We start from the raw sequence: 15,358 nt of genomic DNA on the forward strand, positions 1-15,358 counted from the left end.
GAACATGCAGTATCGCGACCTGCGCGACTTTATCCGCGGTCTTGAGGCGCGTGGTGAGCTCAAGCGTATCCACACCCCGATTTCTCCTGTGCTGGATATGACCGAAATATGCGACCGCACCTTACGCAAGGGTGGACCGGCGCTGTTGTTTGAAAACCCTACAGGCTTTGCCATGCCGGTGCTCGGCAACCTATTTGGCACGCCTAAGCGGGTAGCCTTGGGCATGGGTGCGGAAGAAGTCAGCGAGCTGCGTGAAATCGGCAAGCTGCTGGCTTTTCTTAAAGAGCCTGAGCCGCCAAAGGGCTTGAAGGATGCGTGGAGCAAGCTGCCCATCTTCCGCAAGGTGCTGGCCATGGCACCTAAAGTGGTCAAGGACGCGCCATGCCAAGAGGTGATTGAGGAGGGCGATGATGTCGACCTCGGCAAGCTGCCGGTGCAGACCTGCTGGCCGGGTGACGTTGGGCCGCTGATTACTTGGGGCTTGACCATTACCAAGGGTCCGAACAAAGAACGGCAAAACCTCGGTATCTATCGTCAGCAGGTGATTGGCCGCAATAAGCTGATCATGCGCTGGCTCAGCCACCGTGGCGGCGCCTTGGATTTTCGCGAGTGGTGCCTGAAGTACCCGGATCGTCCCTATCCGGTGTGCGTGGCACTGGGCGCTGATCCGGCCACTATTCTCGGTGCGGTGACGCCGGTGCCTGACACCTTGTCTGAGTACGCGTTTGCCGGCCTGCTGCGCGGTAACCGCACGGAGCTGGTCAAGGCGCGCGGCAGCGATCTGCAAGTTCCCGCCAGCGCTGAAATCGTCCTTGAGGGGGTGATTCATCCCGGTGAGACGGCCCCTGAAGGCCCGTATGGCGACCACACCGGCTATTACAACGAGGTTGATAGCTTTCCGGTGTTTACCGTCGAACGCATCACCCGTCGGCAAAAGCCGATCTACCACAGCACGTACACCGGCCGGCCACCGGATGAGCCGGCGATTCTGGGTGTGGCGCTGAACGAGGTGTTTGTACCGATTCTGCAGAAACAATACCCAGAGATCGTCGACTTCTACCTGCCGCCAGAAGGATGTTCCTACCGCATGGCGGTGGTGACCATCAAGAAGCAGTACCCCGGTCACGCCAAGCGCGTAATGCTCGGTGTGTGGTCGTTTTTGCGACAGTTTATGTACACCAAGTTCGTTATTGTTACCGACGACGACATTAACGCACGGGACTGGAACGACGTGATCTGGGCCATTACCACCCGTATGGACCCCAAGCGCGACACCGTGCTGATCGACAATACGCCGATTGATTACCTGGACTTCGCATCGCCCATCTCGGGGCTGGGCAGCAAGATGGGCCTGGATGCCACCAATAAGTGGCCAGGCGAAACCAGCCGTGAATGGGGGCGTGCGATCGTTCAGGATGACGCGGTCAAGCAGCGCGTTGATGCGCTGTGGTCTGAGTTGGGAATTGATTGATGAAAGTCACCCTGAAACCTTCAGGCGCCGTGCTTGAAGTACAGCCCCACGAGCGCATTCTCGATGCTGCGCGGCGGTTGGGTTACGACTGCCCGCAGAGCTGCCGCAATGGCAATTGCCATATTTGCGCAGCACTGCTGGTCGAGGGCCGCGTGCAGCAGAACGGCGTTGAACTGTGTCATGGCGAGCTGTTCACCTGTTTGGCCGAGCCGCTGCAAGACTGCGTGCTGCATTGGGACGGCGTATTGGTCCCCGGTGAGCTGCCTGTCTGTGAGTTGGTTTGCCAGCTAAGCGCCTGTGACGAGCTTGGCGGCGATGTATTTCGCCTGCGCTTGAGCGCCCCTGCAGGCAAGCTGCCGCGCTATCACGCCGGGCAATACCTGTTGCTGCAGCGTGAGGGTGATGATTACGCCGCCTTCTCGTTGGCTTCGGCCCCGCATTGCGGTCGCGAGTTAGAGTTGCATGTGCTGGCCCGCGATGAGCACACCGTCGCCCTGATCGCGAAGTTACGCAGCACCGGTTTAGTGCGCATCAAACTGCCGTTCGGCGATACCCATCTGGCCGAGTTGCCGGATGGGCCGCTGGTATTGATTGCAGCCGGCACAGGCATGGCGCAGATGCACAGTTTGATTGAGCACTGTCGTGCCAGTGGCTTTGCCCATCCGGTGCACCTGTATTGGGGCGCGCGCCGCCCTGAAGACTTTTACCAACTGCAGCACTGGGCGCAATGGCAGCAGGTGCCTAACTTGTTTTTGCATCAAGTGGTCAGTGACCAGTGCGGCTGGCAGGGTCGTTGCGGCCTGTTACACGAGGCGGTGCGTGAAGACTTTAGTGACCTTAACGCGTTGCACATCTATGCCAGCGGTTCACCCGCGATGGTGTATGCCACGTTGGATGCCTTGGTCGACGCGGGCATGGATGCCCATCAAATGCGCGCTGACGTATTCGCCTACGCGCCTCGCGATTGAGTTGAGGGTAACGAATAAGGCCGCCCTCGCAGGGCGGCCTTATTGTTTGCATTGGTGTCGAGCAACGCAGGTTGAGCGAAGCGCCAGCCATCGGCGTTAACAGATGGCCAGCGCTTTCTATCTAGGGCTTAGCGCACTTGAACCACAACCTTACCTACAGCCTTACGCTGGCCGAGCATGTTGATGGCGTCGGCGGCTTGCGCCAGCGGGAAGGTCTGCGAGACCAGTGGCTTGAGTTTGCCTTCGCCATGCCATGCAAATAGCTGCTGGAAGTTAGCGGCGTTGTCTTGCGGTTGGCGTTGTGCAAACGCGCCCCAGAATACGCCGACGACTGCCGCGCCCTTGAGCAACGCCAGGTTGACGGGCAGTTCTGGTATGCGGCCGCTGGCAAAACCCACCACCAGCAAACGGCCGTTCCAGGCGATGCTGCGGATGGCGGCATCAAACATATCACCGCCAACGGGGTCGTAAATTACGTCCGCACCTTGGCCACCGGTGAGGCGTTTGACTTCGTCTTTCAGGTTACTTTCGCTGTAGTTGATCAGCTCATCAGCGCCGGCGGCTTTGGCCACTTCAAGTTTCTCGGCGCTGCTGGCGGCCGCGATTACTTTGGCGCCCATGGCTTTGCCGATTTCCACAGCAGCCAAGCCAACACCGCCGGAGGCACCGAGCACCAGCAGGGTTTCCCCGGGCTGAAGGTTGGCGCGCTGCTTAAGGGCGTGCATTGAGGTGCCGTAGGTCATGCCAAAAGCGGCGGCGCTGGCAAAGTCCATACTCGCAGGTACGGGCATGACGTTGTAGCCGGGCACGGCCACTTCCTCAGCAAAACTGCCCCAGCCGGTCAGGGCCATGACCCGGTCGCCAACGTTTAAATGGCTGACTTTCTCGCCGACCGCTTTGATCACGCCCGCCGCTTCGCCGCCTGGGGAGAAGGGAAATGGCGGCTTGAACTGGTACTTGCCTTCGATGATCAGCGTGTCGGGAAAGTTGACCCCGGCGGCATGCACTTCCAGCAACACTTCATTCTTCTTCGCTTCGGGGCTGGCGATTTCTTCCAGTACCAGGGTTTCGGCGGGGCCGAAGGCTTTGCACAGCACGGCTTTCATCGGGCTTTCCTCTGCGGTTGATAGCCTTGCAGTGTAGGTGCGAGGGGTGCCCGGTCAATGAGCATGCCTGCGCCTGATGGTCGTGCATAAGCCTGGGGCTTGGGCCGCCGCCTGAGTGTGGCTATGCTAGGGGCTGAACTCTTGAGGATGTTGCCTGTGAAAGTATGGATTGCATTGTTGTTGGCTCTCTCCCTGCCCTTAATGGCGCACGCCTCGGAGAGCGAGGAGGTGACGGAGGGCGAAGGGGCTGCTGCGCCCGTGGTGTCCTATGTCACCCTCGTTCCGGCGCTGGTGGGTAATTTTGGCGACGGGCCCAAGCTTAAGTTCTTCAAGGCTGATCTGTCCCTAAGGGTTACGGGTGCCGACGTTGAGGCCATGGTTAAGCACCACGAACCGTTGATCCGTAACCAGTTGGTGATGTTGTTTTCCCAGCAAACGGAGGCGGGCATGGCTGCTGCTGGCGCGCGGGAGACGCTGCGCGCTGAAGCACTCAAGCAGGTGCAAGACGTACTGACCCAGGAAGAAGGCAAGCCGCTGGTGGAAGACCTGCTGTTCAACAACCTGATTATTCAGTAAGCGCTTACGCCATCTGTGCCAGGGTTTTGCGAAAGCGCAGCAGCGCGCCCGCAAAAAATAACGCACCGATGGCGATAATCGCTAAGAACTGCGGCCAGACAGTGGCGAACCCCGCGCCACGGTAAAGAATGGCCTGGGCCAAGGCGACGAAGTGCGTGGTCGGTGCCAGCAGCATGATTTGCTGCACCAGCTCAGGCATGCTTTCGCGCGGTGTGGTGCCGCCCGAAAGAATCTGCAGCGGGATCAGCACCAGAATAATCAGCAGGCCCAACTGCGGCATCGAGCGGGCAATGGTGCCGAAAAAAATCCCCATCGAGGTGGTGGCGAATAAGTGCAGCAGCGCGCCGCACAAGAACAGCGGCAGCGAGCCGGCAATCGGTACCTGCAACCAACCCTCTACCACCAGCAGCAGCGACAGCGCGGTGGCCACCAACACCACCAACCCCATCGACCAGACCTTGGCCAGCATGATCTCCGGCGGCGTGACCGGCATCACCAGCAAGTGCTCAATGGTGCCGTGCTCACGCTCACGGATCAGCGCGGCGCCAGTGAGAATGATCGACAGCATGGTGATCTGGTTAATCACCTCCATCACCGAGCCGAACCAGCTGCGCGTCAGGTTCGGGTTGAAGGCTACGCGCACGGCCAGCTCCGCCTGTTGTGGCAGATCAGCCCGGTAATTACGCAAAAACGCACTGACTTCCTCGGCGCCGATGGCTTGGATATAACCCGCACCGGTAAAGGCCATGCTCACTTGAGTGGCGTCGACGTTGAGCTGGATCGCCGGGCTGCGTCCGGCGAGCACATCACGCTGGAAGTCTGGTGGGATGTTCAGGGTGAAGGTGTATTGCCCGGAGTCCATGCCGTAATCCATGTCACTCAGTTGGATGCGCTGCGGCGGGCGGAAAAAGGGCGGCTGAAAGGCATCAATCAAGCGTGCAGAAAGCGGTGATTGATCTTCATCGACCACAGCAATCGAAGCATTGTGCAGGCTCTCCGGCATGCTGGTGGCGGCCGTGACGATGCCAAGGGTAAAGGCCCAAAGAATCAGTAAGAGCAACGCCGGGTCACGCTGCAGACTGCGTAGCTCCTTGAGCCCTAAATGGAAAATATTGGCGAGCTGTTCCATATCAAGCCTCCTGTTTCTTCAGCAGGCCGGTGCACAGCGCCAGCAAGAGCGGAATAGTGATCAGCAGGGGGATGAAATAACCGTACAGCTCACTAAAGCCCAGCGCTTTGGAAAATACCCCGCGGCTGATAATCAGAAAATGCGACGTCGGGTACAGCTGGCCAACCACCCGGCCAAAGCCTTCCAGTGATGCCACTGGGTAGATCAGCCCAGAGAATTGTATGGCCGGAATCAGGGTGACAATAGCGGTGCCGAATACCGCCGCGATCTGGCTGCGAGTAAAGGTCGACATCAGCAGACCCATGGCGGTGGCGCAGCTGATGTACAGCAAGCCGCCGGTCAGCAGAGCCAGCAGGCTGCCCTTGAGCGGCACGTCAAAGACAAAGACGGCGGCGATCACCAACAAAATGAAATTGAGCATGCCCAACGCGATATAGGGCAGTTGCTTGCCGAGCAAAAACTCCAGCCGGGTGACCGGTGTGACATAGAGGTTGATGATCGAGCCCAGCTCTTTTTCACGGACTACGCCAAGGGCCGTGAGCATGGCCGGAATCAGCATCAGTAGCAGCGGAATGACCGCTGGCACCATGGCGTTAAGGCTTTCAACGTCGGGGTTATAGCGGTAGCGCACCTCAAGCGTCGGCAGGCTGCTTTTGCTGGAAGCGCTGTTTTTGCGGGCTAATTCCTGCAAGTAGCTGGCATGCAGGCCCATCACATAGCCTTTGATGGTTTCGGCGCGCATCGGCATGGCACCGTCCAGCCACATACCAATCTGCGGCACGGCGCCACGCTTCAGGTCGCGGCCATAATTAGGTGGGATTTCCACCGCTAGGCTGATCTCGCCGCTGCGCATACGTCGCTCTAATTCGTCGTAATTATGCAGAGGCGGTTGCTCAAGAAAGTAGCGCGAACCGGCCAGGTTCAGGGCGTAGGTTTGGCTGGTGGTGGTCTGGTCGCGGTCGAGCACCGCATAAGTAAGGTCTTCGACGTCCAGGCTGATGCCGTAGCCGATAATAAACAGCAACAGCAAACTGCCGAGTAAGGCCATGCTGCCGCGAATCGGGTCACGGCGCAGTTCCAGCGTTTCCCGGCGGGTGTAGCTGAATAGGCGTAGCAGGCTAAAGCGTTTACGTTTCGCCGAGCCCGCTGCCTGCTCAGGCGTGGCGGCGTTGGCCTCGGCTGCAGGCGGTTGCTCAGGTTCGCCGACGGCATCTTGCAGGTAGGCAACGAAGGTTGCCTCTAAGGTCGGCAGGTCGCGCTTAGCCATCAGCTCTTTAGGCGTGCCGCTGTCCAGCACCTTGCCGGCATGCATCAAGGAGATGCGGTCGCAGCGCAGCGCCTCGTTCATAAAATGGGTGGAGATGAAAATAGTCACGCCGTCATTACGCGACAGGTTGAGCATCAGCTGCCAAAACACATCGCGAGCAATCGGGTCGACGCCTGAGGTGGGCTCATCGAGGATAAGAATTTCCGGCTGATGGATCATCGCCACCGCCAGCGATAAGCGCTGGCGAATACCCAGCGGCAGGCGCTCGGGCAGCTGCTCCATGACGCTACCAAGGCTGAAGCGCTCAGCCATTGTCTTCACCCGTGCGGCGATGTCCTCGGTTGGCACGTGAAACAATTGCGCGTGCAGCACTAAGTTCTGGCGCACGCTCAGTTCACTGTAAAGCGAGAATGATTGCGACATATAGCCAACCCGCTTGCGCGTAGCCATGTCCTTGGCGTCCACCGTTTGGCCGAACAGCAGGGCTTCACCTTCGCTGGCGGCGAGCAAACCGGTGAGCATTTTCATGGTGGTGGTTTTGCCGCAGCCGTTGGAACCCAGAAAGCCGAAAATCTCGCCGCGCTCGATACGGAAATCAGCGTTATCAACGGCGACAAAATCGCCAAAGCGCATCGTCAGGCCACGGGCTTCAATGGCAACTTCTTGGTGCCCGCTCGGGCGCGGTGGGATGACTAACGTCGTGTGCCCGCTGCGCTTGGCTTCTGGCAGCAAGGCGATAAACGCTTGCTCTAAGTTCTCGCATTCAGTCTTGGCCAGCAGTTCAGTCGGGCTGCCGGTGGCCAGTACGGCGCCTTCATCCATGGCGATCAGATGGTCAAAGCGCTCGGCTTCTTCCATGTAAGCGGTGGCCACCAGCACGCTCATGTTTGGGCGTTGGGTGCGGATGCGCTCGATCAACGCCCAGAACTGGTTGCGTGATAGCGGATCGACGCCGGTGGTGGGCTCATCAAGGATCAACAAATCAGGGTCGTGAATCAGTGCGCAGCACAGCCCGAGTTTTTGCTTCATACCGCCGGACAGCTTGCCGGCCGGCCGCTCACCAAACGGGCTCAAGCCGGTGCTACGCAGCAGCTCATCAATGCGAGTTTTGCGCTCAGCGTCGGCTTGGCCAAACAGGCGACCGAAGAAGTCCAAGTTCTCGATGACCGAGAGCGTTGGGTAGAGATTCTTACCCAGCCCTTGGGGCATGTAGGCAATCTGCGGGCACACCTGCCGGCGGTGCTTGCGGCTGGCCATGTCGCCACCGAGCACCTCGATTTGCCCGCTCTGGATTTTCCGTGCGCCGGCAATGAGCGCCAGCAAGCCGGACTTGCCGACGCCATCCGGGCCGATCAAACCGACCATGCGTTGCGCTGGGATTTCTAAGCTGATCGCATCCAGGGCGCAGATTTTACCGTACTGCAGGCTGACGTCATGCAGCTGCGCGACGGTCGCCGCGACCGCGCTCACTGCGGAACCTTGATCGCCAGTTCTTCAGGCCATTCGACCTGTGGGTCGAGGCGCAGGTAAGCCACGCCGGGAACGCCAGTTTTAACTTGCTTGAGGTGGCGCTGCAGCAGTTCTGGATCAAGCCGTGCTTTAACCCGGAACATCAGTTTTTCCCGCTCGCTGGCGGTTTCCACCGTTTTAGGGGTGAACTGGGCGACGCTGGCGACATAACTGACCTGCGCTGGAATTACATACTGCGATATGGCGTCTATCACCAAGCGCACTTCAGCGCCTAAGGCGACTCGGCCGGCCTGCTGCTCGGGCAGGAAGAAGGTCATGTACACATCGCTCAGGTCGACCAGGTTAAGCACCTTGCCGCCCGCGCCGATCACCTCGCCGGGCTCGGCAATGCGGTATTGCACACGGCCACCGCGTGGCGCTTTGAGCTGGCTGTCCTCAATATCAATCTGCAAACGGGCAACGCTGGCTTGGGTGGCTTCCACGGCAGACTGCGCCTCGATCACCTGTGATTGTGCAGCAGCGATGCCTGCTTCAGCCGAGATCACTTGCGATTGAGCAGCGGCCAGGGCGGCCTGAGTGCTTTGCAGGCGGGCGAGGTCATCGTCCAGCTGCTGCTGGGCCATGGCATTGCGTTTAACTAGGATGGCGCTGCGGGCGTGGCGCTTTTGCGCCGCGCTGACCTCTGCCTGACGCTGGCGGACAATTGCTTGCGCCGTGATTTTCTCACTCTCGCGCAGGCGCACTTGGGCGCTGGCGGTGAGCTGACTGTTCTGCGCTTGGCGCATTTGTGCCTGCGCTTGGGCGAGTTGCGCTTCAAGCACCTGCGTGTCCATGCGGGCAATGATCTGCCCCTGCTGGACGAATTGGCCTTCCTCGGCCTCGATACTGGCGATGCGTCCGGGCAACTTGCTGGCTACATCGACGTCGGTCGCCTCAATTCGGCCGTTGCCGCTGGCAAAGCCTTCGGCCAAACCCGTGGGGCGCAGTTCGTACCAGAGCAAGCCGGCGATGATTGCCAAGGTGGCAACACCGAGGGTGGGGTAAAGCCACTTGTTGCTCATTAGCAGTTCATCCATGGGCACAGAGACGGAGATGTCGGTGAGCGATCTATACGCTACAGGGTGTGTGGCAGTCGACGTTGGCGGGCGGGTCAGGCGACGCCATTGTGCTGCCTGACCGGGCGGAGGCTGTTGATGTGGGTCAAGAGGCTCTGCCGTTATGAGCGTTTACTGGGCGCATGCCTTTGACAGCATGGCTCGCTAGAAGTTAGCCGCCCCGATTCAGTGCGCGGCGCATTAGCGCAAGGCAAGGATCGCGTTCCAGTGCTCAGCGCTTACCGGCATGACCGAGAGGCGGCTGCCTTTTTGTACCAGTGGTAAATCCACCAAGGCACTTTGGCTTTTCAGCTGCGCCAGAGGAATGATGCGTTTGAACGCTTCGGCAAACGCCACATCGACTGCACTCCACGGGTTTTTGTCGGCACTGGCCTTGGCGTCGAAATAGTGGCTGTCAGGCGCAAGCGCCGTGGGGTCGGGGTATTGTGGCGTGGTAATACGGCCAATGCCGGCAATTCCTGGCTCGGGGCAACTGGAGTGGTAAAAGAAAAATAAATCCCCGGCTTGCATGCTGCGCAGGAAGTTTCGCGCTTGGTAATTGCGCACGCCATCCCAGCGGGTTTGCTCAAGACGTTGCAGGTCGCGGATCGATAGCTCGTCGGGTTCCGACTTCATTAACCAATAAGGCATGAACTTTGCTCTTGGGTTCTGGTCCTTTGCCGGGCTTCGCTCGTCTGCGCCGTTTTGCTATGCAACTGCATGGGCAAATGGGCTGTGCGGACGGCCGCCGTTGCTGGACCTATAACAATAATTGCCGCGGATACACCGCGCGCTATGCCTTGAAGGGGGAGGCATTCGATGAAACGTAAACCTGATGTGTTGTGGGTATTGGTGATTCTGTTCAGCTTGGGCATGGTAACCACTGGTTACACCCAGAGCCTGTGGGACCGCCAACCCGTGCCGGTTACGCAGCCGAACGTGGCGCGCTGAACCGGCGCTGTACCGCAGGGACGCGGTGCCTTCTTCGCGGGTTAATACCACGCCTTATTGGTCACGGTGCCTTGCAGGGGTACATCCCAACGGGCCATGTTCAGTTTTTCAACCTGCTGACATTCATGGGCCAGGCCCAGCAGTGTCGGCTTGTGCCCATTTTTGCGCAGGCGGCGATACGCCAGGCTGCGGTCGTAAAACCCACCGCCCATACCCAGCCGTCCACCGTGGCGATCGAAACCGACCAGCGGCAGCAAGAGCACGTCCAGTGTCCATACCTTGCGTTGTTGTTTGCTGTTGCGCCGGGGTTCAAAGATGCCAAAGCGATTTTTGTACATGGCTTCGCCCGGGCGGATGCGTTGAAAGACCATTTTGCTCCGCGGCCAAGGGCTGAGCACCGGCAAATAAGTCGCTTTGCCGCGGTGCTGCGCCGCCTGCAGGAGGAGGCGTGGGTCGATCTCACCATCGTTGGCTAAGTACAGGGCGATGTGCCGCGCGCGGCGAAACAGCGGGTGCTGCGCCAGTTGTTTGTACACACCTTGGGCGGCTTGGCGTTGGGCGTGACGGCTGAGTGCGCGGCGTTGCGTACGCAGGTGGCGGCGCAGTTGCACACGGCTAAGGGTTGTTAGATCAAGCATGGGGTATTGCTGGAACAGTTGCCACGGACGGGCAACCGGTCGGTAAAGATGACTCCCCGACGTGCCGCTGTCGGCTTGGCCCTTGAACCCGAAAGTTCAAGGTGGAGGTTGCAGGAAACTTTAAGGCTTTCCGTCGAGCGGACATGCACACCAGTTTCAACTTGCAACCCCCAGGGTTGTGCGAATCGGCTCAGGGACATCACCAACTGGCGCACACTTCAGGGAGCGGGACCAGTATACCGCAAAGCGCGGGCATGCAATCAGCTGCCTTACTCATCGGCGTCCTTAGCCAGCGCGCTGTCGACACGATTAAGCAGGCTGCGCAGCTGCTCACGGTTGCTGCCGGCCTGCTGGTCAAGGTGTTGCTGTTTGTGTAGCAGGTCATGGGTGATATTCAGCGCGGCCATCACGGCAACACGGTCAGCGCCAATAACTTTGCCGCTTAAGCGGATCTCGCGCATCTTGCCATCCAGATAGCGCGCGGCGTTTTCCAGATTGCTGCGTTCATCGCTCGGGCAAGCGATGCAATATTCTTTGTCCATGATCTGGACGGTCAAGGTGTTCGACTGAGTCATTAATCCTGCTCCAAGGCCTTAAGGCGCGAAATCATGGATTCGACCTTATGCCGGGCCATTTCGTTCTTTTCAATTAAGTGGGCACGTTCTTCGCGCCAAGCCTTTTCGCTTTTCAGAAGCTGTCGGTTGTGCGCCTTGAGCTCCTCGGCCCGCTGGATCAGCAAGTCCAACTTGGTCGTAAGCGCCTGCAGGTCGACGTCTTCCATGGTTCTCTACTCATGCGTGGTGAATGGGCTGGCAGGTGAAAATAGCGTCTTTATGCCATCTTCGACAGTAATGGGCGCCACAGGGTGCGACAACGTGCCGGTTTTGCTCTGTCTATACGTGGGGTTGATGCAGTTCACCCCAGGATCACAGGTGGTGATTGCCGGGGCCGAGGTGCAAATGGTACGTGCCCGTCGAGCCGCATGAATAGTCTTGGTACCCTTGCCGATGCTAGGATACAGGGCCTCCATTCTAGTGATTGCGCAGCTTTGCGCCTAGTTATCTATGCCAACTTCGAATTCGCCGTATTCCGCTTTTTCTGCCCTGCTTGCCAGCAGCGGTCACACCATTTCCCCTGCTGAATTGCACGGCCTGCTGCTCGGCCGGAGTTGCGCTGGCGCCGGCTTTGAGATCGACTCTTGGCTGGTGGATGCCGCCGAACTGCTCGGCGCCGCGCCGGAAGATACGGTGCGTCAAGCGCTGATCGGCCTGCAGGAAATGGTCAAGGGCGAACTGACCAGTAATGACGTCACCGTGGTGCTGTTATTGCCCAACGACGATGCGGCCTTGAGCGAGCGCGCTGTGGCACTGGGGCAATGGTGCCAAGGTTTCCTCGGAGGCTTTGGTTTGACCGCCCGTGACCGCGCCCTCAGTGCGGAAGCCATGGAAGTGCTGCAAGACCTTTCAGCCATAGCCCAGGTGCAGAACGCCTTGGAAGAATCGGAAGACGGCGAAACGGACTACATGGAAGTGATGGAGTACCTGCGCGTTGCCCCGCTGCTGCTGTTCAGCGAATGCGCCAAACCTGAAGCGGCTGCGGCCAAACCGTCGCTGCATTGATTTTCACGTTACCTGTTTTCAGGTATTCAGAAGTGGACCCACTCTGCCCATGATCAGCATCCCCAAGTCGGAATACGCCCGTCGGCGCAAGGCGCTGATGGCGCAGATGGAACCCAACAGCATCGCGATTTTGCCGGCCGCGCCGGTGTATATCCGCAACCGCGATGTTGAGCACATCTACCGCCAAGATAGCGACTTTCAGTACCTCTCCGGCTTCCCTGAGCCGGAAGCGGTGATTGCGTTGATTCCGGGTCGTGAACATGGCGAGTACGTTTTGTTTTGCCGTGAGCGTGATCCGCTAAGGGAAATGTGGGACGGCCTGCGCGCCGGCCAGGATGGCGCCATCAGCCACTACGGTGCCGATGACGCTTTTCCGATTGGCGATATTGATGACATTTTGCCGGGGCTTATTGAGGGGCGTGATCGGGTCTACTCCTCCATGGGCACTCACCATGAGTTTGACCGCCAGCTGATGGAGTGGATCAACGTGATCCGCTCCAAAGCGCGGCAGGGCGCCACGCCGCCCAATGAGTTCGTCACCCTTGAGCATCTGTTGCATGACCTGCGCCTGTACAAGTCGGCGGCCGAAATTAAGGTGATGAAGGAAGCGGCAGATATCTCCTGTCGCGCCCATGTGCGGGCTATGCAGGCCAGCCGCGCCGGGCTGTCTGAGTACCACCTGGAAGCCGAGCTGGATTACGAGTTCCGCAAGGGCGGGGCGAAAATGCCGGCGTATGGCTCCATCGTCGCGGCGGGCAAGAATGCCTGCATCTTGCATTACCGCGAGAACGACGCGGCACTCAAAGACGGCGATCTGGTGCTGATTGATGCCGGTTGCGAGATCGACTGCTATGCCAGCGATATCACCCGTACCTTTCCCGTTAGCGGCGTATTTTCCCCTGAGCAAAAAGCCATCTACGAGCTGGTGCTGGCCGCTCAAGAAGCCGCCTTTAAAGAAATCGGTCCGGGAAAACACTGGAACCAGGCTCACGAAGCCACGGTGCAGGTAATCACCGCTGGGCTGGTTGAGCTGGGCCTGCTGCAGGGCGAGGTCGATGCGCTGATCGCCAGCGAGGCCTATAAACCGTTTTATATGCACCGTGCCGGGCATTGGCTGGGCATGGATGTGCACGATGTCGGTGAGTACAAGGTGGGCGGCGAATGGCGCGAGCTAGAAGTCGGCATGGCCATGACGGTTGAACCCGGCATTTACATCGCAGTGGACAATCAAGACGTGGCGAAGAAGTGGCGCGGCATCGGTGTGCGCATTGAGGATGATGTGGTGGTGACTAAAGCCGGCTGCGACATCCTCACCGGCGGCGTGCCGAAAACCGTCGCCGAGATCGAAGCACTTATGGCTGCGGCTCGCAGCGAGGCGGCTTAGGGCATGCATCAGGTGGATATCGCGATTATTGGTGGCGGCCTTGTGGGTGCCAGTTTGGCCATGGCTCTGCAGGGCGAAGCCAAGCAGCGCGGCTGGCGTATTTGTCTGATCGAACCGTTCACCCCGGGCAATGCTTACCAGCCGAGCTACGACGCCCGCTCCACTGCCCTGTCATTCGGCTCGCAGCAAATTTATCAACGCCTTGGCCTGTGGCAGCAGATCAGCCCGCGCGCTGAGCCGATCAAACAGATTCACGTCTCCGACCGTGGCCGCTTTGCCGCTGCACGCTTAAGCGCTGAAGAAGAGGGCGTGCCGGCGCTGGGCTATGTGGTGGAAAACGCCTGGCTCGGTGAGTGCCTGTGGCAGGCGCTGGACCCAGACGTAGTGAGCTGGCGCAGCCCCGCCCATGTCACGCGCATGCAAGCGCTAGCAGAGGGTTACCAGCTGACCCTGGATGACGGCAGCGAGATTGAGTGCGGCCTGGCCATTCTGGCTGAGGGTGGTCGCTCTTGTTTGCGTGAGCAGCTGGGTATTGCGGTCAGTAGCATGCCCTATGGCCAGAGTGCGTTGATCGCCAACGTCAGCCCGCAGGATGCGCACAACGGTCTGGCTTTTGAGCGCTTTACCGAAGAAGGGCCGATGGCGATGTTGCCGCTGGCGGATAACCGCTGCGCGTTGGTCTGGACCCGCGCCACGTCGGAAGCTGAGCGCTTAATGCAGCTCGACGATGCAGCGTTTCTACGTGAACTGCAGCAGGCCTTTGGTTACCGCCTAGGCAGCCTGCGCCAAGTCGGCACGCGGCATCTCTACTCGCTGGCCCTGACGGCGGCGCAGGAGCAAGTGCGTCAGCATTTGGTGGTGCTGGGTAATGCGGCGCACAGTCTGCACCCGATTGCCGGTCAGGGCTTTAATTTGTCGCTACGCGACACCTGGGGGCTGGCTGAAGCCTTGCTGCAAAGCACCGCCCCGCTGGGCGATCTGGCCACCTTGCAGCGTTATTTGAGCAGCCAGCAGAGCGATCAGCAGCTCACCGTGGGTTTCTCTGACCAGGTCACCCGTCTGTTTAGCACCGGCCAGCCACTGCTGGCAGCCGGCCGCAATCTCGGTTTGTTAGGCCTTGATCTGCTACCGCCGGCTAAACGCTGGTTTGCCCGCCAAGCCATGGGCCTTGGCACCCGTTAGGAGCAATGACTGATGTCGGCAAAAAAACTGGCGCGCAAAGCACGGCTGCTGCGCTGGGCGATGAACCTGTATCCGCCTTATTTAGGCGCGGGTGTACGGGTGCGGCAGATCAGCGCGGACTTCCGTCAGGTGCAGGTGAAAATGGGTTTGGGCTGGTATAACCGTAACTATGTTGGCACCCAGTTTGGGGGCAGTTTGTACTCAATGACTGACCCGTTTTTTATGCTGATGATCATGGAAAACCTCGGCCGCGATTTTATCGTCTGGGACAAAGCCGCCCGCATCGACTTTATCGCCCCCGGCAAAGGCCCGGTGTATGCCGACTTCAGCATCGACGAGCAGTTACTCGACGATATTCGTACGCACACTGCAGACGGTGATAAGTACCTGCCCGAACTGCACGTAAACGTACGCGATAGCAGCGGCACCTTGGTGGCGCGGGTGCACAAGACTCTGTATGTGCGGCTTAAACCGCGCGCTCGGCAGGTAGTCTGAATAAGGAA

General features: G+C 59.4%; 16 protein-coding genes and 1 other RNA gene. 8 read left to right on the forward strand and 9 right to left on the reverse strand.

What is annotated here, in order from left to right; translation table 11 throughout:
* The first annotated feature begins 4 nt into the window (after positions 1-4).
* Both ubiD and WF513_RS01035 read left to right on the forward strand, forming a co-directional pair.
* Positions 5-1,471 carry a 4-hydroxy-3-polyprenylbenzoate decarboxylase gene (gene ubiD, locus WF513_RS01030; protein ID WP_339080893.1) on the forward strand — a complete coding sequence of 489 codons (1,467 nt, stop codon included), beginning with the start codon at positions 5-7 and terminating at the stop codon, positions 1,469-1,471.
* Positions 1,471-2,439: a CDP-6-deoxy-delta-3,4-glucoseen reductase gene (locus WF513_RS01035; protein ID WP_339080894.1), complete on the forward strand. Its 969-nt coding sequence runs from the start codon at positions 1,471-1,473 to the stop codon at positions 2,437-2,439. Before ubiD ends, WF513_RS01035 begins: the two co-directional genes overlap by 1 nt.
* A 128-nt stretch (positions 2,440-2,567) precedes the next feature.
* On the opposite strand, the gene WF513_RS01040 is transcribed toward WF513_RS01035, so the two are convergent.
* Positions 2,568-3,545: an NADPH:quinone oxidoreductase family protein gene (locus WF513_RS01040; protein WP_339080895.1), complete on the reverse strand. Its 978-nt coding sequence runs from the start codon at positions 3,543-3,545 to the stop codon at positions 2,568-2,570.
* 156 nt (positions 3,546-3,701) lie between these two features.
* Between WF513_RS01040 and WF513_RS01045 the strand changes: the two genes are divergently transcribed.
* Positions 3,702-4,121 carry a flagellar basal body-associated FliL family protein gene (locus WF513_RS01045; protein WP_339080896.1) on the forward strand — a complete coding sequence of 140 codons (420 nt, stop codon included), beginning with the start codon at positions 3,702-3,704 and terminating at the stop codon, positions 4,119-4,121.
* Positions 4,122-4,125: 4 nt separating this feature from the next.
* Here the strand turns inward: WF513_RS01045 and WF513_RS01050 are convergent, their stop codons facing one another.
* The 4 genes from WF513_RS01050 to WF513_RS01065 form a co-directional block, all read right to left on the reverse strand.
* A complete protein-coding gene (locus WF513_RS01050; protein WP_339080897.1) occupies positions 4,126-5,250 on the reverse strand; it encodes an ABC transporter permease in 1,125 nt (374 codons plus the stop codon).
* Position 5,251: 1 nt separating this feature from the next.
* Positions 5,252-7,987: a ribosome-associated ATPase/putative transporter RbbA gene (gene rbbA / locus WF513_RS01055; RefSeq protein ID WP_339080898.1), complete on the reverse strand. Its 2,736-nt coding sequence runs from the start codon at positions 7,985-7,987 to the stop codon at positions 5,252-5,254.
* Complete coding sequence (locus WF513_RS01060; protein WP_339080899.1) at positions 7,984-9,048, reverse strand: HlyD family efflux transporter periplasmic adaptor subunit; 1,065 nt, start codon at positions 9,046-9,048, stop codon at positions 7,984-7,986. The genes rbbA and WF513_RS01060 overlap by 4 nt, the downstream gene beginning before the upstream one ends.
* 234 nt (positions 9,049-9,282) lie before the next feature.
* The gene (locus WF513_RS01065) at positions 9,283-9,732 is read right to left on the reverse strand and encodes an EVE domain-containing protein (protein ID WP_339080900.1); all 450 of its coding nucleotides are present in this window, start codon (positions 9,730-9,732) and stop codon (positions 9,283-9,285) included.
* Positions 9,733-9,900: 168 nt separating this feature from the next.
* Here WF513_RS01065 and WF513_RS01070 point away from each other — a divergent pair, with 168 nt between their 5' ends.
* Positions 9,901-10,032, forward strand: a complete 132-nt coding sequence (locus tag WF513_RS01070; RefSeq protein WP_339080902.1) for a hypothetical protein — start codon at positions 9,901-9,903, stop codon at positions 10,030-10,032.
* Between the two features lie 41 nt (positions 10,033-10,073).
* Here the strand turns inward: WF513_RS01070 and WF513_RS01075 are convergent, their stop codons facing one another.
* From WF513_RS01075 to WF513_RS01090, 4 genes are all read right to left on the reverse strand, one after another.
* Positions 10,074-10,670 carry a 5-formyltetrahydrofolate cyclo-ligase gene (locus WF513_RS01075; RefSeq protein ID WP_339080903.1) on the reverse strand — a complete coding sequence of 199 codons (597 nt, stop codon included), beginning with the start codon at positions 10,668-10,670 and terminating at the stop codon, positions 10,074-10,076.
* A gap of 49 nt (positions 10,671-10,719) precedes the next feature.
* Positions 10,720-10,898: non-coding RNA, 6S RNA (gene ssrS, locus WF513_RS01080), on the reverse strand.
* Between the two features lie 41 nt (positions 10,899-10,939).
* The gene (locus WF513_RS01085; protein WP_339080904.1) at positions 10,940-11,245 is read right to left on the reverse strand and encodes a cell division protein ZapA; all 306 of its coding nucleotides are present in this window, start codon (positions 11,243-11,245) and stop codon (positions 10,940-10,942) included.
* A complete protein-coding gene (locus tag WF513_RS01090) occupies positions 11,245-11,451 on the reverse strand; it encodes a TIGR02449 family protein (RefSeq protein ID WP_339080905.1) in 207 nt (68 codons plus the stop codon). The genes WF513_RS01085 and WF513_RS01090 overlap by 1 nt, the downstream gene beginning before the upstream one ends.
* A gap of 283 nt (positions 11,452-11,734) precedes the next feature.
* Between WF513_RS01090 and WF513_RS01095 the strand changes: the two genes are divergently transcribed.
* Genes WF513_RS01095 through WF513_RS01110 form a run of 4 tightly spaced genes read left to right on the forward strand, consistent with a single transcriptional unit; the run spans position 11,735 to position 15,350 of the window.
* Positions 11,735-12,289 (forward strand): YecA family protein, encoded by a 555-nt coding sequence (locus tag WF513_RS01095; RefSeq protein ID WP_339080906.1) that lies wholly within the window; start codon positions 11,735-11,737, stop codon positions 12,287-12,289.
* A 49-nt stretch (positions 12,290-12,338) separates the two neighbouring features.
* Positions 12,339-13,673, forward strand: a complete 1,335-nt coding sequence (gene pepP / locus WF513_RS01100; protein ID WP_339080907.1) for a Xaa-Pro aminopeptidase — start codon at positions 12,339-12,341, stop codon at positions 13,671-13,673.
* Positions 13,674-13,676: 3 nt separating this feature from the next.
* Positions 13,677-14,855 (forward strand): 2-octaprenyl-6-methoxyphenyl hydroxylase, encoded by a 1,179-nt coding sequence (gene ubiH, locus WF513_RS01105; RefSeq protein ID WP_339080908.1) that lies wholly within the window; start codon positions 13,677-13,679, stop codon positions 14,853-14,855.
* Positions 14,856-14,867: 12 nt separating this feature from the next.
* On the forward strand, positions 14,868-15,350 hold the full coding sequence (locus WF513_RS01110) for a DUF4442 domain-containing protein (protein ID WP_339080909.1): 483 nt from the start codon (positions 14,868-14,870) through the stop codon (positions 15,348-15,350).
* The last annotated feature ends 8 nt before the right edge of the window (positions 15,351-15,358 follow it).

This window comes from Pseudomonas sp. TMP9 (assembly GCF_037943105.1).
Lineage (GTDB): Bacteria > Pseudomonadota > Gammaproteobacteria > Pseudomonadales > Pseudomonadaceae > Aquipseudomonas.